At 64.6% G+C, this 15130-nt stretch carries 12 protein-coding genes and 1 pseudogene; 5 read left to right on the top strand and 8 right to left on the bottom strand.

Annotation, left to right across the window (positions count from 1 at the left end):
• Entirely contained in the window at positions 1 to 1110 is a 1110-nt protein-coding gene (locus ACODSO_RS24900) for an NDMA-dependent alcohol dehydrogenase (RefSeq protein WP_068379564.1), read from the top strand.
• Between the two features lie 47 nt (positions 1111 to 1157).
• Here the strand turns inward: ACODSO_RS24900 and ACODSO_RS24895 are convergent, their stop codons facing one another.
• A complete protein-coding gene (locus ACODSO_RS24895; protein WP_489039388.1) occupies positions 1158 to 2303 on the bottom strand; it encodes an acyl-CoA dehydrogenase family protein in 1146 nt (381 codons plus the stop codon).
• Between the two features lie 73 nt (positions 2304 to 2376).
• Positions 2377 to 3189: an SDR family oxidoreductase gene (locus ACODSO_RS24890; protein WP_489039341.1), complete on the bottom strand. Its 813-nt coding sequence runs from the start codon at positions 3187 to 3189 to the stop codon at positions 2377 to 2379.
• Positions 3190 to 3245: 56 nt separating this feature from the next.
• On the opposite strand from ACODSO_RS24890, the gene ACODSO_RS24885 reads away from it, so the two are divergent.
• On the top strand, positions 3246 to 4391 hold the full coding sequence (locus tag ACODSO_RS24885; RefSeq protein ID WP_489039340.1) for an NADH:flavin oxidoreductase: 1146 nt from the start codon (positions 3246 to 3248) through the stop codon (positions 4389 to 4391).
• A gap of 23 nt (positions 4392 to 4414) precedes the next feature.
• Here the strand turns inward: ACODSO_RS24885 and ACODSO_RS24880 are convergent, their stop codons facing one another.
• Positions 4415 to 5293 (bottom strand): LysR family transcriptional regulator, encoded by an 879-nt coding sequence (locus tag ACODSO_RS24880; protein ID WP_489039339.1) that lies wholly within the window; start codon positions 5291 to 5293, stop codon positions 4415 to 4417.
• A 70-nt stretch (positions 5294 to 5363) separates the two neighbouring features.
• On the opposite strand from ACODSO_RS24880, the gene ACODSO_RS24875 reads away from it, so the two are divergent.
• From ACODSO_RS24875 to ACODSO_RS24865, 3 genes are all read left to right on the top strand, one after another.
• On the top strand, positions 5364 to 5723 hold the full coding sequence (locus ACODSO_RS24875) for a YybH family protein (protein WP_489039338.1): 360 nt from the start codon (positions 5364 to 5366) through the stop codon (positions 5721 to 5723).
• A gap of 36 nt (positions 5724 to 5759) precedes the next feature.
• The gene (locus ACODSO_RS24870; RefSeq protein ID WP_489039337.1) at positions 5760 to 7433 is read left to right on the top strand and encodes a phospholipase D family protein; all 1674 of its coding nucleotides are present in this window, start codon (positions 5760 to 5762) and stop codon (positions 7431 to 7433) included.
• A gap of 75 nt (positions 7434 to 7508) precedes the next feature.
• Positions 7509 to 8927 (top strand): GGDEF domain-containing protein, encoded by a 1419-nt coding sequence (locus tag ACODSO_RS24865; protein ID WP_489039336.1) that lies wholly within the window; start codon positions 7509 to 7511, stop codon positions 8925 to 8927.
• 1 nt (position 8928) lies between these two features.
• On the opposite strand, the gene ACODSO_RS24860 is transcribed toward ACODSO_RS24865, so the two are convergent.
• The 5 genes and pseudogenes from ACODSO_RS24860 to ACODSO_RS24840 form a co-directional block, all read right to left on the bottom strand.
• A complete protein-coding gene (locus ACODSO_RS24860; RefSeq protein WP_068379582.1) occupies positions 8929 to 9630 on the bottom strand; it encodes a type 1 glutamine amidotransferase domain-containing protein in 702 nt (233 codons plus the stop codon).
• Positions 9627 to 10511, bottom strand: coding sequence for a class I SAM-dependent methyltransferase (locus ACODSO_RS24855; RefSeq protein WP_489039335.1), 885 nt, complete (start codon positions 10509 to 10511; stop codon positions 9627 to 9629). The genes ACODSO_RS24860 and ACODSO_RS24855 overlap by 4 nt, the downstream gene beginning before the upstream one ends.
• Positions 10512 to 10579: 68 nt before the next feature.
• Positions 10580 to 13279 carry a molybdopterin-dependent oxidoreductase gene (locus ACODSO_RS24850; RefSeq protein ID WP_489039334.1) on the bottom strand — a complete coding sequence of 900 codons (2700 nt, stop codon included), beginning with the start codon at positions 13277 to 13279 and terminating at the stop codon, positions 10580 to 10582.
• Complete coding sequence (locus ACODSO_RS24845) at positions 13276 to 14091, bottom strand: FAD binding domain-containing protein (RefSeq protein ID WP_489039333.1); 816 nt, start codon at positions 14089 to 14091, stop codon at positions 13276 to 13278. The genes ACODSO_RS24850 and ACODSO_RS24845 overlap by 4 nt, the downstream gene beginning before the upstream one ends.
• Positions 14092 to 14125: 34 nt before the next feature.
• A pseudogene (locus ACODSO_RS24840) lies at positions 14126 to 15130 on the bottom strand (copper oxidase); the annotation flags it as partial.

The raw sequence follows: 15130 nt of genomic DNA, 5'->3' as shown, positions 1-15130 counted from the left end.
ATGAAGACGAAAGCAGCAGTACTGTTCGAGCCGCACAAGCCCTTCGAAATCCTCGAACTCGAGCTCGATGGTCCAGGTCCCGGCGAAGTCCTGATCAAGTACGTGGCCGCCGGGTTGTGCCACTCGGATCTCCACCTGCTCGACGGTGACCTACCTCCGCGCTTCCCGATCGTCGGCGGGCACGAGGGGTCGGGCATCATCGAAGAGGTCGGACCCGGCGTCACCAAGGTCAAGCCTGGCGATCACGTCGTCTGCTCGTTCATCCCCAACTGCGGTACCTGTCGATACTGTTCGACGGGGCGACAGAACCTGTGCGACATGGGCGCAACGATTCTCGAAGGCTGCATGCCCGACGGCTCCTTCCGCCGCCGCGACAGCAAGGGAACCGAATTCGGGGCAATGTGCATGCTCGGCACGTTCGCCGAGCGCGCAACGATCTCACAGCATTCCGTCGTCAAGATCGACGACTGGTTGCCACTCGAGACAGCGGTTCTCGTCGGCTGCGGTGTGCCATCGGGTTGGGGCACATCGGTATACGCAGGCGGTGTTCGTGCCGGTGACTCGGTAATCATCTACGGCATCGGCGGGCTCGGTATCAACGCGGTCCAGGGCGCGGTCCATGCCGGCGCCAAGCACGTCCTCGTCGTCGACCCACTGGAATTCAAGCGCAACCAAGCGCTCAAATTCGGTGCGACCCATGCGTTTGCGGACGCAGCATCAGCTCAGGAGAAGCTCACCGAACTGACGTGGGGGCAGGGCGCGGACCAAGCGCTGATTCTCGTCGGAACTGTGGACGAGGAGGTGGTGCAGGCAGCGACCGCGGCAATCGGCAAGGGCGGAACCGTCGTCATCACCGGACTCGCCGATCCCGCGGCATTGACCGTCCACGTCTCCGGAACGGATCTGACGCTGAACCAGAAGACGATCAAGGGCACGCTGTTCGGATCCGCAAATCCGCAATACGACATCGTGCGGCTGCTGCGCCTCTACGACGCAGGCCAACTCAAGCTCGACGAGCTGATCACCAACACCTACTCGCTCGAGCAGGTGAACGAGGGCTACCAGGATCTGCGCGACGGGAAGAACATGCGCGGGGTGATTCACCTCTGAGTCCGGCTCAGGCGCTCCGCACCAGTGGAGCCGCAAACCGAGTAACCCTACGAGTACTTGCGCAGCTCCATCTTCGCGATCGACATCTTGTGCACCTCATCGGGACCGTCGGCCAGCCTCAGGGTGCGGACGTGGGCGTACATCATCGCCAACGGGAAATCGTCGGTGACACCGCCACCCCCGTGCACCTGAATCGCCCGATCGATCACCTTCAGAGCCATGATCGGCGCAGCAACCTTGATGGCCGCGATCTCGGTTCGTGCTTCCTTGTTTCCGACGGTGTCCATCAGGTGCGCAGCCTTGAGTGTCAGCAGACGCGTCATCTCGATGTCGATGCGCGACTCGGCGATCCAGTCCTGGATGTTCGCACGCGCCGCTACCGGCTTTCCGAACGTCACTCGCGCCGACGCACGACGACACATCAACTCCAGCGCCCGCTCGGCGACGCCGATGGTGCGCATCGCATGATGGATTCGCCCAGGTCCGAGCCGCGCCTGGCTGATAGCGAAACCCTCACCCGGCCCCTTCAACACGTCCTTCGTCGGAACTCGCACGTCCTCGAACAGGATCTCTGCGTGCCCCTCACGATCGACGTAGCCGAACACCGGAAGGTTGCGCACGACGGTGACGCCCGGCGCATCGATCGGAACGACCAGCATCGACTGCTGCCTGTGCGTGGCAGCCTCGGGATCGGTCTTGCCCATGACGATGAGAACGCGGCAGTTCTCGTGCATCGCGTTGGACGCGAACCACTTTCGGCCGTTCAGCACGTAGTCGTCACCGTCGAGCACCATACTCATCGCAATATTGGTTGCGTCCGAACTTGCGACATCGGGCTCGGTCATGGCGAAGGCCGAACGAATCGTGCCGTCCAACAGCGGCTTCAGATACTTTTCCTTGTGCTCGTCGGAGCCGAAGAGGGTGAAAACCTCCATGTTTCCGGTGTCCGGCGCGTTGCAGTTGCACGCCTCGGGCGCGAGCAGGCTTCGCCCCATGATCTCGGCGAGCGGTGCGTACTCCAGATTGGTCAGTCCGGGTCCCCATTCGGGGTGCGGATGGAAGAGGTTCCACAGGCCCCGGGATCGTGCTTCCTTCTTCAGATCCTCGATGATCTGCGGCTGCCCATGCGGATTCCCGAGCTCACGCATCTGCTGCTCGTACACCGACTCCGCCGGGTAGACATGCGAGTCCATGAATTCGAGTAGGTCGGCTTCGTACTTCTTGCCGCGGTCGGTGGTTTCGAAGAACGACACTTGGCTTGTCTCCTCAGTCGGTTTCGCCCAGTAGGGCCTTCTGGTAGCGACGCATGCCGCGCAACCACCGGTCGTAGTCCGCACCCTTGTTGCGGTACATGTCCAGCACAGTTGCGTGAGGGAGGATGAGGAACTGCTCGGCGTCCATGGCCGCGAGCACGATCTCGGCCACTTCGGACGGCTCGAGCACGTCTCCTGCCGACAGCACGGCCTTCGTCGCGGCAGCGCCCAGCGCGTTCCCGGATTCCTGGCCCTCGTACAGCAGCTTGGTGTTGACGCCCATCGGGCACAGGCAACTGACACGGATTCCGCGGTCTCCGTAGGTGACATTGAGCCACTCGGCAAACCCGACCGCGGCGTGCTTGGTCGTCGCGTATGTGGCAGAACCGATTTGAGTCAGCAGTCCGGCCGCAGACGCGGTGCTGACGAAGTATCCTTCGCCACGCTCGAGCCACTGCGGAACCAGAATCTGCGCAGCCCTGATGTGCGCGCGGAGATTGACATCGATGGACAGATCCCAGTCCGCCTCGGTCGCCTCCAGTCCGGGCGCGCCGCTGATACCTGCGTTCGCGAAATACAGGTCCACCGGTCCGAATGTGTCCTCGGCAAGTGCGATCAGTGCGGTGATGTCCTCGGCCTTCGATGCGTCGCCACCAAGCGACACTGCCGTTCCGGCTTCCAGCCGCTCGACAACGTTCGATGCCGACACAGGGTCCAGGTCGGATACGACGACTTTGGCACCGGAGGCGACGAGCCGTTCGGCAAGCGCTCCCCCGATTCCACCGCCACCTCCGGTGATGACGGCAACCTTGCCTGTAACCTTCATCACCCAGGTATAGCACGCGGGGGAATACCGTCGGATGCCCACGGGTTCGACCCGACGTGACCGAAACAGCATCGAACACAGCGACAACCCTTACCGCCGGGCTCTTCACTCCTTTCGAGGTGAAGTCCGTGAAGCTGCGCAATCGTTTCGCGATGGCACCGATGACGCGCGCATTCTCGCCGGGCGGGGTGCCGCGGGAGAACGTCGCCGAGTACTACCGCAAGCGTGCAGCAGGTGGCACCGGGCTGATCATCACCGAGGGCACGTTGATCCCCGATCCGGCAGCCGGTCCCGATACCCGCGTCCCCCACATTCACGGCAGCGAGAGTCTCGATGGCTGGAAGGGCGTGGTCGACGCCGTTCACTCGGAAGGGTCGTCGATCATCCCGCAACTCTGGCATCTCGGCGTCCAGCGTGGTGAGCAGCCACGCCTCAATCCCGAGGTCACCACCGTCAGCCCGTCGGGACTCGGTCTCGATGGCAATCCACTTGGGCGTGCGTTCACCAGCGCGGACCTCGATCAGCTCGTCCAGTATTGGGTCGACGCCGCGGTCAATGCGAAGAGTGTGGGATTCGACGGCGTCGAGTTGCACGGCGCGCACGGCTACCTCCTCGACGAGTTCCTCTGGCAGACAACGAATGTCCGCGACGACCGCTTCGGTGGGTCACTGGAAGCACGCACGCGCTTCCCGGCCGAGGTGGTCGCTGCCATCCGCGCCGAGGTGGGTGACGACTTTGCCATCGTCTACCGCTATTCGCAGTGGAAGGCCGGTTTCTACGACGCCAAGATTGCTCGTTCACCGCAGGAACTCGAGAACGTCCTCACTCCGCTGGTCAACGCCGGCGTCGACGTGTTCCATCCGTCGACCCGCAGGCACTGGGAACCGGAGTTCCCGGAACTGAGCGGCACGGAAGGTGTTCGCGGACTTGCGGGATGGACCAAGGAGATCACGGGCCTGCCCACGATCACCGTCGGATCCGTCGGGCTGGACAAGGTGTTCGACGGCGCATGGGGTGACGACGCCGCGTCGGGTACGACCGGTCTGGAACCGCTGCTCGCGCAATTCGAGCGCGAGGAGTTCGACATCGTCGCCGTCGGACGCGCGCTGCTCGCCGATCCGGAGTGGGTGCACAAGGTGCAGTCGGGGCGTCTTGACGACCGGATCGCGTTCTCCCGCGACCACATCACCACGCTGATCTAGCCCACCTCCTCGCGGCACGAGGGTCAGCCGAAGAACCGCCGACGAACGCGCGACACCAACTCGTCGACGGCTGCGCTGGGCCTGCTCGACCACACGAGAGCAAGGATCGCATCGATGCCGACATCGGTGATCGGTACGGCCACCAGCCGGTCGGCGTAGTCACTCGCCATCGACTCGCTCAGAATCGCCACGCCCATTCCACGCGCGGCGAGGTCGGCGACGGCCCCAGGAGCGCTGGCCGCGAACGCGACGTCGACGACGAGTCCCTGCGCCGACAGGGCGCCGTCGAACACCGTCCTTATTCCGGTTCCCGCAGGTAGACACACCACCGGAAAATTGCTGACCTGACGAACGCTCATCGAAGACGACGACGCGGCCGGATGATCCGCCGGGACGCACGCGGCCAGTCCCTCGCGCACGATGACCACAGATTCCACGCCGACCGGCGGCTCGCCGGCTGCCCCGACAAGAGCCACGTCGAGCATCCCGGCGTGCACCCGAGCGACCAGATCGTCCGAATTGCCCTCGGCCAGTGAGACGTCGACGCCTGGATAGTCGGTGTGGAAGTCCGCCAGGGCGTCGAACAGCGGGGTGACCGTGCAGGCAGTGACCATTCCGACCGCGACCTTCCCGCGTACGAGCGAGTTGATTTCGTCCACTGAACGTTGCAGTGCCACAGCAGAGTTCAGAGCTGCACGCGCATGTTCGAGGGCAGCTGTTCCGGCGGCGGTCAGTGTTGCGACCCGGGCACTGCGGTCGATCAGTTCAGTTCCGAGTTCGCGCTCGAGGGCCCTGATCTGCGCGCTGATGCCGGATTGGCTGATACGCACCCGCTCGGCGGCGCGGGTGAAATTCGCTTCCTCGGCGACCGCGACGAAGTACTCGAGCTGACGAAGTTCCATAACTGGGGATTCTAGTTTTGAGAAGAACAATCTGTTGGACTTCTGAAACGCTGACACGCAGCCTGGAGTTATGACACAGGACAAGGCAATGACCCCGGAAGACATCACCCGATTGTTCGTCGAGCGTTCCAACGCCGGAGATGCCGACGGTGTGGCCGCCCTCTACGACGAGAACGCCGTCATGGCCTATCCCGCCGGCAAGACGACGGTCGGCCGCGCCGCGATCAGGGAGCTGTGGGCCTCGGTACTGGCACATGGCCCCCGCTTCGAGCTGGAGGAAGGCCTCCCGACGCTCGATCACGGCGACATCGCGCTCACCTCGACGGCTCCCAGGGACGATGCAGGCGCCCGCGCGCAGGTGGTCAGACGTCAGCCGGACGGATCGTGGCTGCGCATCATCGATCAGCCCGAGTTCAACCCGACCACCTGAGCGACTTCGCCGAACCCTCTGACATCATGTCCACTCGTGATACCCCAGCGGCTACGCCGTACTGTCGACGCGCTCGCGCAGCGCCTCGGCCGAAGCAGCGCCGCTCTGAACGACCAGGTCCAGAAGTTCGACTCGGCTCACCCGTGGTTCCTCAGCAGCGAGGAACGCGGCAACCCCGACACTCGAATAGCCGCATGGACCGAGGGCAACCGCGCTGTCCCCCTCGTTCACGGGAAGCCGTACTTCGCAGCTCTGGCCGCCGCCCTCGACAAGGCGGGCGCCGGGGACCTCGTGCTGTTCACCGACTGGCGCGGCGACCCTGAGCAGGTGCTGACCGACGACGGTGTCACCGTCGAACAAGCCCTTGCCGATGTCGCAGGCCGCGGCGGCATCGTCAAGGGCATGGTCTGGCGCTCGCACATCGACACACTCGGCTTCACGGGCCCGAAGAACCGAAAACTGGCGCAAAGCCTGGAAGATGCCGGCGGTGAGGTCATCCTGGATCAGCGCGTCCTCGCGCTCGGCAGTCACCACCAGAAGTTCGTCGTCGTCCGCTATCGGGATCCCGCGAAGCCGGACGTCGCATTCGTCGGCGGCATCGATCTTGCGCGTGCACGCCGCGACGACGCCGACCATTTCGGCGACCCGGTCAGCAGGCCGTTCCCTCCGGAGTACGGCGAGATCCCGGCTTGGCACGACATGCAGGTACGGCTCGAGGGCCCGACCGTCCGCGACGTCGAGGACGTGTTCCGTGAGCGCTGGGAGGATCCGGCCGCCCTGTCACGGCTACCGTGGCACGCCGTCCCCGACATGCTCCGCGGAGTCACGCGTGAGCCGTCCGAACTGCCCGTCCAGATCGACGCGCCCCAGCCGGCGGGGACGTGCGCGGTGCAGTTGCTGCGGACCTATCCACGGCGACGGCCGGCGTATCCCTTCGCGACGAGAGGCGAGCGCAGCGCTGCTCGGGCCTACGCGAAGGTTCTTCGCCGCGCACGTCGGCTCATCTACGTCGAGGACCAGTACTTGTGGTCGGTGGACGTCGCGCGTGTGTTCGCGGCAGCCCTGCGACGTTCACCCGATCTACGACTGGTCATCGTCGTCCCGAAGTATCTCGACGACGACAGCGCCATCACCATCCCGTCGGCGCTTCTCGGCCACTCGGCTGCGCTCGACGTGATCCGCGACGCGGGCGGTGACCGCGTGCTGGTCCTCGATTTGGAGAACGATCGAGGAATCCCCGTGTACGTCCACTCGAAGGTCTGCATCGTCGACGATGTCTGGGCTGCGATCGGTTCGGACAACTTCAACCGGCGCTCCTGGACGCACGATTCGGAATTGACGGCAGCGATCATCGACGCCGAGCGTGACGAACGGGCACCGGCGGATCCCGGTGGCCTCGGTGACGGCGCGCGGGTGTTCGCACGCGAACTGCGACTCGAACTGGCGCGCGAACATCTGGGGCGCGCCACCGGCGACGATGCGGACCTGATCGATCCGACGTCCTTCTTCGACACCGTGAGCAGTAGCGCAGAACGTCTCGACGCCTGGCATCGTGCGCCCTCCGGGTCGCCGAGGCCGTCCGGACGACTGCGCCGTCACGACATCGACGTACCCCCTCAGTGGCAGCAACGAGCAGCAGCCGTGGCGTATCGCCTGTTCGTGGACCCCGACGGCCGACCGATCGGAATGCGGTTTCGGCGTCGGTTCTGACACACTGAACATCCTTCACGATGAGTTGTCGGCCGAAATTGGGTTTCAAGATGGATTCTCCGGGTACGAGCAGTTGTGGCCGCTAGTCGTCTCTCCCCCGAAGCCGTCGACGCAGCCCGACGGTCGGCGCTGATCGGGGTAGCGGTACTCGTCGCCTGTCTGCTCGGAATTGCCACCCGACTGCCGGGAACGCTCGCCGTGTTCTGGCCTGCCAACGCACTTCTTCTCGGAATTCTGCTGCGCAGTCCCCGATCCGCCACCCCAGCGACCTGGATATGTGCAGCACTCGGGTTCTTTCTCGCCGAAGCTGTCACCGGCAGTCCCCTCGTCCCCAACGTCGCGCTCAACCTGTGCAACCTGGCGGGGGTAGTGGCGGGCTTCGCCTTGTACCGCTTCATCGGGCAGACGCGCCCGTGGCTCGAACGCGTTCAATCCCTCACTCTGCTCGCCGCCCTGATCGTCGCCGCTTCGGCCGCCGCCGCAGTCGCAGGAGGGTTCGCCAACGCGGCCCTTCACGGGCAACCGTGGGAGGAGTGCGCGACCCGCTGGTTCGTCGGCGAGTTCCTGAACTACATGTCCGTCATGCCAGCTGTACTGACGGCCCCTACGCTGACGTACCTTCGCCGGATTCAACGTCGGCGCGAGGCGAGTGCTCTCCTCCGGCGCACTGTCCCAGCAGCGGCGCTGCTTGCGCTCGGGTTGATCCTGGTGTGGTTCGTCGGCGGTGCCGGCGCCATCACCTTTGCAACACCCGCGCTCGTCGTCGCGGCTTTGATGACGGGTGTCTTCGTCACGTCGTTGTTCATCCTGACCACCACGGTGTGGATGCTGATTCTCACCGCGGACGGCCACCTCGGAATACCAGGCCTCGACCATGCGATGCCGGTGACCCTGTCGGTGATCATCGGGCTTTCGTTCCTGGCGATCGCCCCAGTGGCGGTGGCATGCGTGACGAACGAGCGCCGAACTGCGCTGGCCGCGCTGCGTCGAGCCGTGGCTCACGACGATCTCACCGGGGCCTTGCGGCGGGACGAATTCTACCGGCGCGTGCAGAACCTGACGCGAGATTGGGGCGCCGGGTCCGCAGCAATCATGATGTTGGACCTCGACCACTTCAAGTCGCTGAACGACACGTACGGCCACAGTGCCGGCGACGCCGCACTCGAACGCTTCGCCGACGACGTTCGATCACAGCTGCGCGGGGGCCACCTGTTCGCCCGGCTCGGCGGCGAGGAATTCGCCGTCTACCTTCGAGATACCTCGGAAGACCACGCCTTCGCACTTGCGGATTCGATCCGAATCGGCCAGTACAACCGCGCCACCGAGCCCCTGACCGGCCACGGAGTCACTGTCAGTATCGGAATCGCAACTGGATCCGACACCGTCGAGAATCTGGTCGTGGCCGCCGACCGAGCGCTCTACGACGCCAAGAGGCAGGGTCGAAATCGCATCGTGCTTGCGCGCGGCGCCGACGAGTTCGACTGGACCAGGTAGCTCAGGACAACGCCTCCACGACGCGATCTGCCAGTGGCTTCGTCGACGCGGGGTTCTGGCCGGTGTAGACGTTGCGATCGACGACGACGTGCGGAGCCCACGCGTCGGTGTTGGAGAACTGCGCTCCCGATTCACGCAGACGAGTCTCGAGCAACCACGGCGCCTTGTCCGCAAGGCCCGCTTGCGTCTCTTCCTCGTTCGTGAAGCCCGTCATTTCATAGCCGTCGAATGCCCAGACGCCATCGGACCGGGTCGCGGGCAGCAACGCCGCCGGAGCGTGACACACCGCCGAGACCAGCTTGCCGCCGTCGAGGAAGTCGGACACCACAGCACCGAACTGATCCGATACGGCCAGGTCCTGCATGGGACCGTGCCCGCCCGGGACGAAGAGTGCGTCGAAGTCCGCCGCCAGCTGCTCCTCGAGCAGGGCGGGACTCTGCAGAATCGACTCGATCGAGTCCAGGTACTTCCTCTGATCGGCCACCTTGGCGTCGTCGCCACCGTTGGCATCGACCGACAGTGAGCCCTCGTCGACCACCGGCGCCTTGCCTCCCGGAGTGGCCACGACGACGTCCCATCCTGCTTCGACGAACGTCCGATGCGACTCGACGAGCTCCTCGGCCCAGAACCCGGTCGGGTGATCGGAACCGTCGTTCAATGTCCAGTGGTCGGCGGCCGTGACAGCAAAGAGTAATTTCGTCATGATCGGTGCATGCCCGGTTCCGACGAAACTGAACCACTCGACTCACGACTCAGCGGTGTCGGCCGCGCCAGCACCGTGAAATTGTCTGCCTGCGAATGGGTTTGCGACGGATCGATGGCAACCCCGTCGTCGCCGTAGATCGCCAGGATCTCGAAACCTGCGGCCTGCGTCAGGAGACGTAGATCCTGCAGCGAAGTGAAGTGCATCACCGGCGCGAAGTCATGCGCCGCAAGGGGACCCACGGCCCACTCACCGTGATCCTCTTCACGACGTCGATTGCGGCGCCAGTTCGTCACTCGCCGGACTGCTCTCGATGGGTCGAGAATCCTGCGTCCGACAGTCTGAATCAGTCCGCGCGCCGACACCCTGACAGGTTCGGTAGGGCGTGCGATCTGGAACGGAGACTCTCCGAACGAGGGGCCGTCCTTGTTGAGGGTTGCGAACACCACGACCCCGTCGTCGGCGACGACACGCCTGAACTCGGCGAGGACAAGTCCCCGGTCACCGTGTTCGACGGTATCCATTCCGTTGTTGCTGAACAGCACGAGACCGTATCTCCCGCTTTCTATTTCGGCCATATCCCGGGCGTCACCGACATGAGCTGGAAGGCTCGGGAAGCCGCGACGGAAGGCGTCGATCATGTTCGGCGAGTAGTCGAGAGCGGTGTAGTCGTCAGTGAGCAGCAGGAGTAGTGACGTCGTCCGACCGCCGCCGACACCCACGTCGAGCACGGGCGAACCCCGCACGATCCGAGCCGCGGACACCAGGGCCGCTGCCTCGCCCCGATCGAGAAAGCCCTCGGTCGGAGCTGCATACGCCTCGTACTCCGCGGCGACCCTCGGATCGTCGAAGACAGACTGGTTGTGATCCGCTCGATCCATTGCTGACCCCCTCAGCGCTCACGAGTTTCGACCACTCTACAGAGCAAACCGAAGGACGGGCGGGTCAGTTACAAGGACGTCAACTTGGAGAACAGGCGGTCGGGAGTGAACGGCAGAGACTCGAACCGTATTCCGGTCGCGTCGAGAAGGGCGTTCGATACCGCCGGGGCCACCGGGTTGATGGCACACTCGCCCTGCGACTTCGCGCCCATCGGTCCGATGGTGTCGTAGGTGTCGGCGAAGAACACTTCGGTCGGCGGAAGATCCGCGAACGCGGGGATCCGATAGTTGCGGAAGTTCGGGTTCACCACCGCACCACTGCTGTCGTGGACCATGTTTTCGGTCAGCGCCCAACCGAACGCCATGCCGACCGCGCCGTCGATCTGGCCGCGACACTGGAGCGGATTGATCGGACGGCCGATGTCTGCGCCGTGCACACTCTGCAGGAGCCGGATCTCGCCGGTCACCCGGTGCACGGCCAGACGGACACCCTGGACGTTGGACGCGATGGTCCTCGGAGTCAGATACGCCTTCCTCGTTGCGTGCAGCTTCCGTCCTGATTCGGCACGGGCCGCGTACAACTCCGCCAGCTTCACCCGCCGGTCCGCACACACGACGGCATCGTTGTCGAGAACACAGTCGTCGAGGGGGACACCGCTGTATTCGCTCGCGAACTTCAGAATGTCGTCCCGCAGTGCCAGTGCGGTCAGATGGACGGCTTTGCCCGCCACGACGGTACCGGTACTCGCGAAGGTGCCCGTGTCGTAGAGAGTCCGGTCCGTGTCCGCATTGACGATGTCCACCTCGGCCGCACGTGTGCCGAGAATTCCGGCGGCAATCTGCCTGTGTGCGTTCGTTATTCCGTTCCCCATCTCCGAAGACCCGACAGCAAGGTGGTACGTGCCGTCCTCGAGCAGTGTCAACTCGGCACCCGAGCGGTGCTCGGTGGGAGGTCCACACTCGAGCAGAGCCAATGCGACGCCTGTTCCGACGAGCCAATCCTCGCCGTCCGGCTTCTCCACCCCGTTGCCTCGCGCGAGGGATGCCTCGACGTGGTCGAGGCATTGATCGAGCCCGTAACTACCGAAGGCCGCGTCGCTCGGGCCGTCCCACACCGACTCGACGAGATCCGTCGGCCCCACCATGTTCTTGCGACGAAGCGCCAGCGGACTCATCCCGAGCAGGTGCGCCAGTTCGTCCATTGCGCATTCGATCGCGAACGTGGTCTGCGAGGCGCCGTATCCGCGGAAGCCGCCTCCTGGAATGACATTGGTGTAGACCGCATAGCCCAGAGCCTTCTTGTTCGGGCACCGGTACGCAGCCAGCGGACTGCCCAGCGCGGCGGCGAGAGTCTCGCTGGCGTGGTTGGCGTAGGCCCCGGTGTTGGAGACCACGTATACGTCGAGTGCCGTCAGCGTCCCGTCTCGCGTTGCACCGAGCTTCACGCGCGTGGTCATCTGATGCCGAGTGGTCGAGCCGATGAACTCTTCCTCGCGCGTCCACTCCCATTTGACCGGACGGCCGAGCTTCATGGTCGCCCACAGCACCAGGTCCTCGGAGATCATCTCTTGTTTGCCGCCGAAACCGCCCCCGACCCGTTCGGTGAACACGTGCACGTCGCGTGCCCGCAATCCCAGCAGGTAGCAGAGCTTGGCCTGCACGATGAACGGGCCCTGTGTACTCGTCCGAACGTGCCAGCGGCCGTCGTCCCCGCGCCACGCGATGGAGCCGTGGGTCTCGAGATGGGCGTGCTGGACTCTGGAGGTCGAGTAGGTCCGCTCGTGCACCGCATCGGACTTGGCGAACCCTGCTTCGACACTACCGACCTCGCCGTGGATGTCGACGAAGATGTTGCCGTTCTCCTCGAATCCTTTGTCGTGCAACAGTGGAGCATCCGGTTCCATCGCTACGAACGGGTCGAAGACGGCCGGGAGTTCGTCGTAGGTGACCATCAGTGCTCGGCACCCCTCCTCGGCCGCCGCCTCGGTCTCGGCGACGACGGCGGCTATGCGCTGTCCGACGAACCGAATGACGTCGTCGAGGATCAGCGTGTCGTCCGGATCCACCAGATGGTCCTCGTGCAGTGCCGTGCTGTACAGGCGTTGCGGAACGTCTTCGTGGGTGAACACCTGGACCACACCAGGAACAGCCATCGCTGCGGTGCGGTCGATGCCGGTGATGCGTGCATGCGCGTGCGGAGACCTCAGGACTTTCAAGTGCAAGACATTCGGGACGGTGATATCCATGGTGTATCGCGCGTGTCCGGTCACGATGTCCTCGGTGAACGGGTTGGCGAGGCTCGCCCCGCACGCCTTCCCGGCGACGTCCGGTTCGGCTTCGGTCAGACCGTGAAGGGCGTCGGCGATGGACCTGTATCCGGTACAGCGGCACAGGTTTCCCTTCAATGCCCTCGGCAGATCTTCCTTCTGCTCATCCGACAGCGACGCCGCCGTCATTATCATTCCGGCCGCACAGAATCCACACTGAAACGACTGGGCGTCATGGAACGACTGCTGCATCGGATGCAGACCGTCGCCGTTCGCGAGCCCCTGCACGGTAGTGACCTTCTTCCCTGCCGCTCGGAACGCCGGAACGAGACACGAATGAAACGGCGTGCCGTCCAGCCATACCGTGCACGCACCGCAATCCCCAGCGTCACAGCCCTTCTTGACGCCATACACCTCACGGTCACGCAGGAACGTGCGCAGACACTGGCCCGGTTCGGGTTCGGCCGAGAAGAGCTTTCCGTCCACCTCGAATTCACTCATGACAACTCCGTACGGATCTGCTCGGCGAAGTAATAGGTCAGGTGCTGTTTGTAGGGCGCAGAGCCGTTGACATCGTCGAAGAAGCCGTCGACGGCGGTCGCGGATTCGATCCCTGCGCGAAGATCCTGCGGGCTCGGAATACGCTCGTAGGCAACCTGTACCGGCCGCGGCGTCGCAGCCGTCGCCGTCAGCCGGAAGTCGGAACCGTCTGCCGCGCACGTTCCGATGACGAGTGCTGCGGATCGGCCCGCGTGAACGAGCGACTGCTGTCGCCACGCATAGCGCTTGGTGAGAGCACTCGCGGGCAGCGAGACGGACCGCAGCAGCTCGCCTCGTTCGAGGATGTTCGCATGATCACCGGTCACGAACTCCGTTGCCGCGACTTCACGCGACGCCCCGGACCGCGGCACGAGGGTGTACACACCTTCCAATGCAGCGGTCAGCGAGATCATTGCACCCGCGGGAAGTGACATGCAGATGTTCCCGCCGACCGTCGCAGCGTTCCATATCTTGAACGACGCCAGCAACGACCGACAACAATCACGAAACAGCGGCGCCGCAGTCCACTCGGCGGGAGCGTCGAAGTCGAACAGTTCCGCGATCCGGCACGTCGCGGCGATCTCCAACCCGTCGTCGGACACCGTCAGAGCCTGCCACCCGAGACTGTCCAGATCGATCAACGTATCGCTCGAGACCTGGGGTTCGGAGAACAGCCAGGTTCCTCCCGCCAACCAGGTGTAGCCATCGCGCCACCCGTCGATCTGATCGAGTGACGTGGGCCGCTTGACCTCACCGATCGTGCCGAGATTCATTGCGCCACCTTCGACATCTGTCCTCCTGAGTATTTCAACGGCCACCGAGTGGGAGTGCGACTTCATTGCCGGGTCGCGAATCGAGACGGCCCACCTCGGCCGGAACCAGGATGTCCGCGGACGGTTCGGGACGGATCAGGCTGTACTTGCGCACTTCGCCGCCGACACCGGACACGAGCAGATCAGCTCCCGACGTGGTTGCCGTCGTCGCGATCGTGACGCCCGGAGAGCCGGGTAAGGGCACGAACGACGACGTCTGCGCGAAATCGACAGTGCCGCCGTGATGATTCGGAGATTCGAGGTACATGGCGGGGCCACCGTCGAGTCTCGATCCGGCGGAGAACGTCCGAACGGTGCCGTTTCCCCCTGCCATCCCTGCGACGATCGACTGCGCACCGCCTTCCACACCGGCAACCCAGCCCGTCGACAGTGACACCCCGCCGGCGTAGGTCTCGTCGAACGCCATGAACTCCGAGGTCTGCGTCGGTCCCTCACCGTGTGCGTGTTCGTCGGATCCGGAACTGGCGGCGGTCGGCTGGAATAGGTCGTACCGGAAGGTCTTCACCAGCGGTGCATCCCCGGCCCCCGGCGCGGTCACGATGCTCGTGCGGCCGGACGAAGCGTCGACCATGCCGGTGGCGATGGTGACGCCGCGGTCCGAGCCGGGGTACGGGGTGAAGGCGTCGAAGACGTCGGGCGCGGTGCCGTTCTCTGCCGGCAGGCTCGACAAGTACACCGTCACCGCGGACTCCGTACCCGGCCCGGTTCCGACGATGATGTTGTCACGCAGCGCATTCCCGTCGATGTCGGCAGTAGCGACCACGATTCCACCGTCGGCAGCACCGTCAGCAGGTTCGAATCGGGTCAGCTCCTCGGTGAAGGGTGCCGCACCGAGGCCGTTGTAGCCCACGACTTCCGGGACGGTTCCCGGCCCGGTTCCGACAACGAGATCGAGCACCATGTCGCCGTCGATGTCACCCATCGATACCGACGGCGTGCCCTCGAAGCCCGGGAACGGTGTCACCGTGGGGGGGGGGCG

This window comes from Rhodococcus sp. FG69, assembly GCF_057808915.1.
The sequence above is the reverse complement of the archived record's forward strand: the minus strand, read 5'-3'. Positions and strand labels throughout refer to the sequence as shown.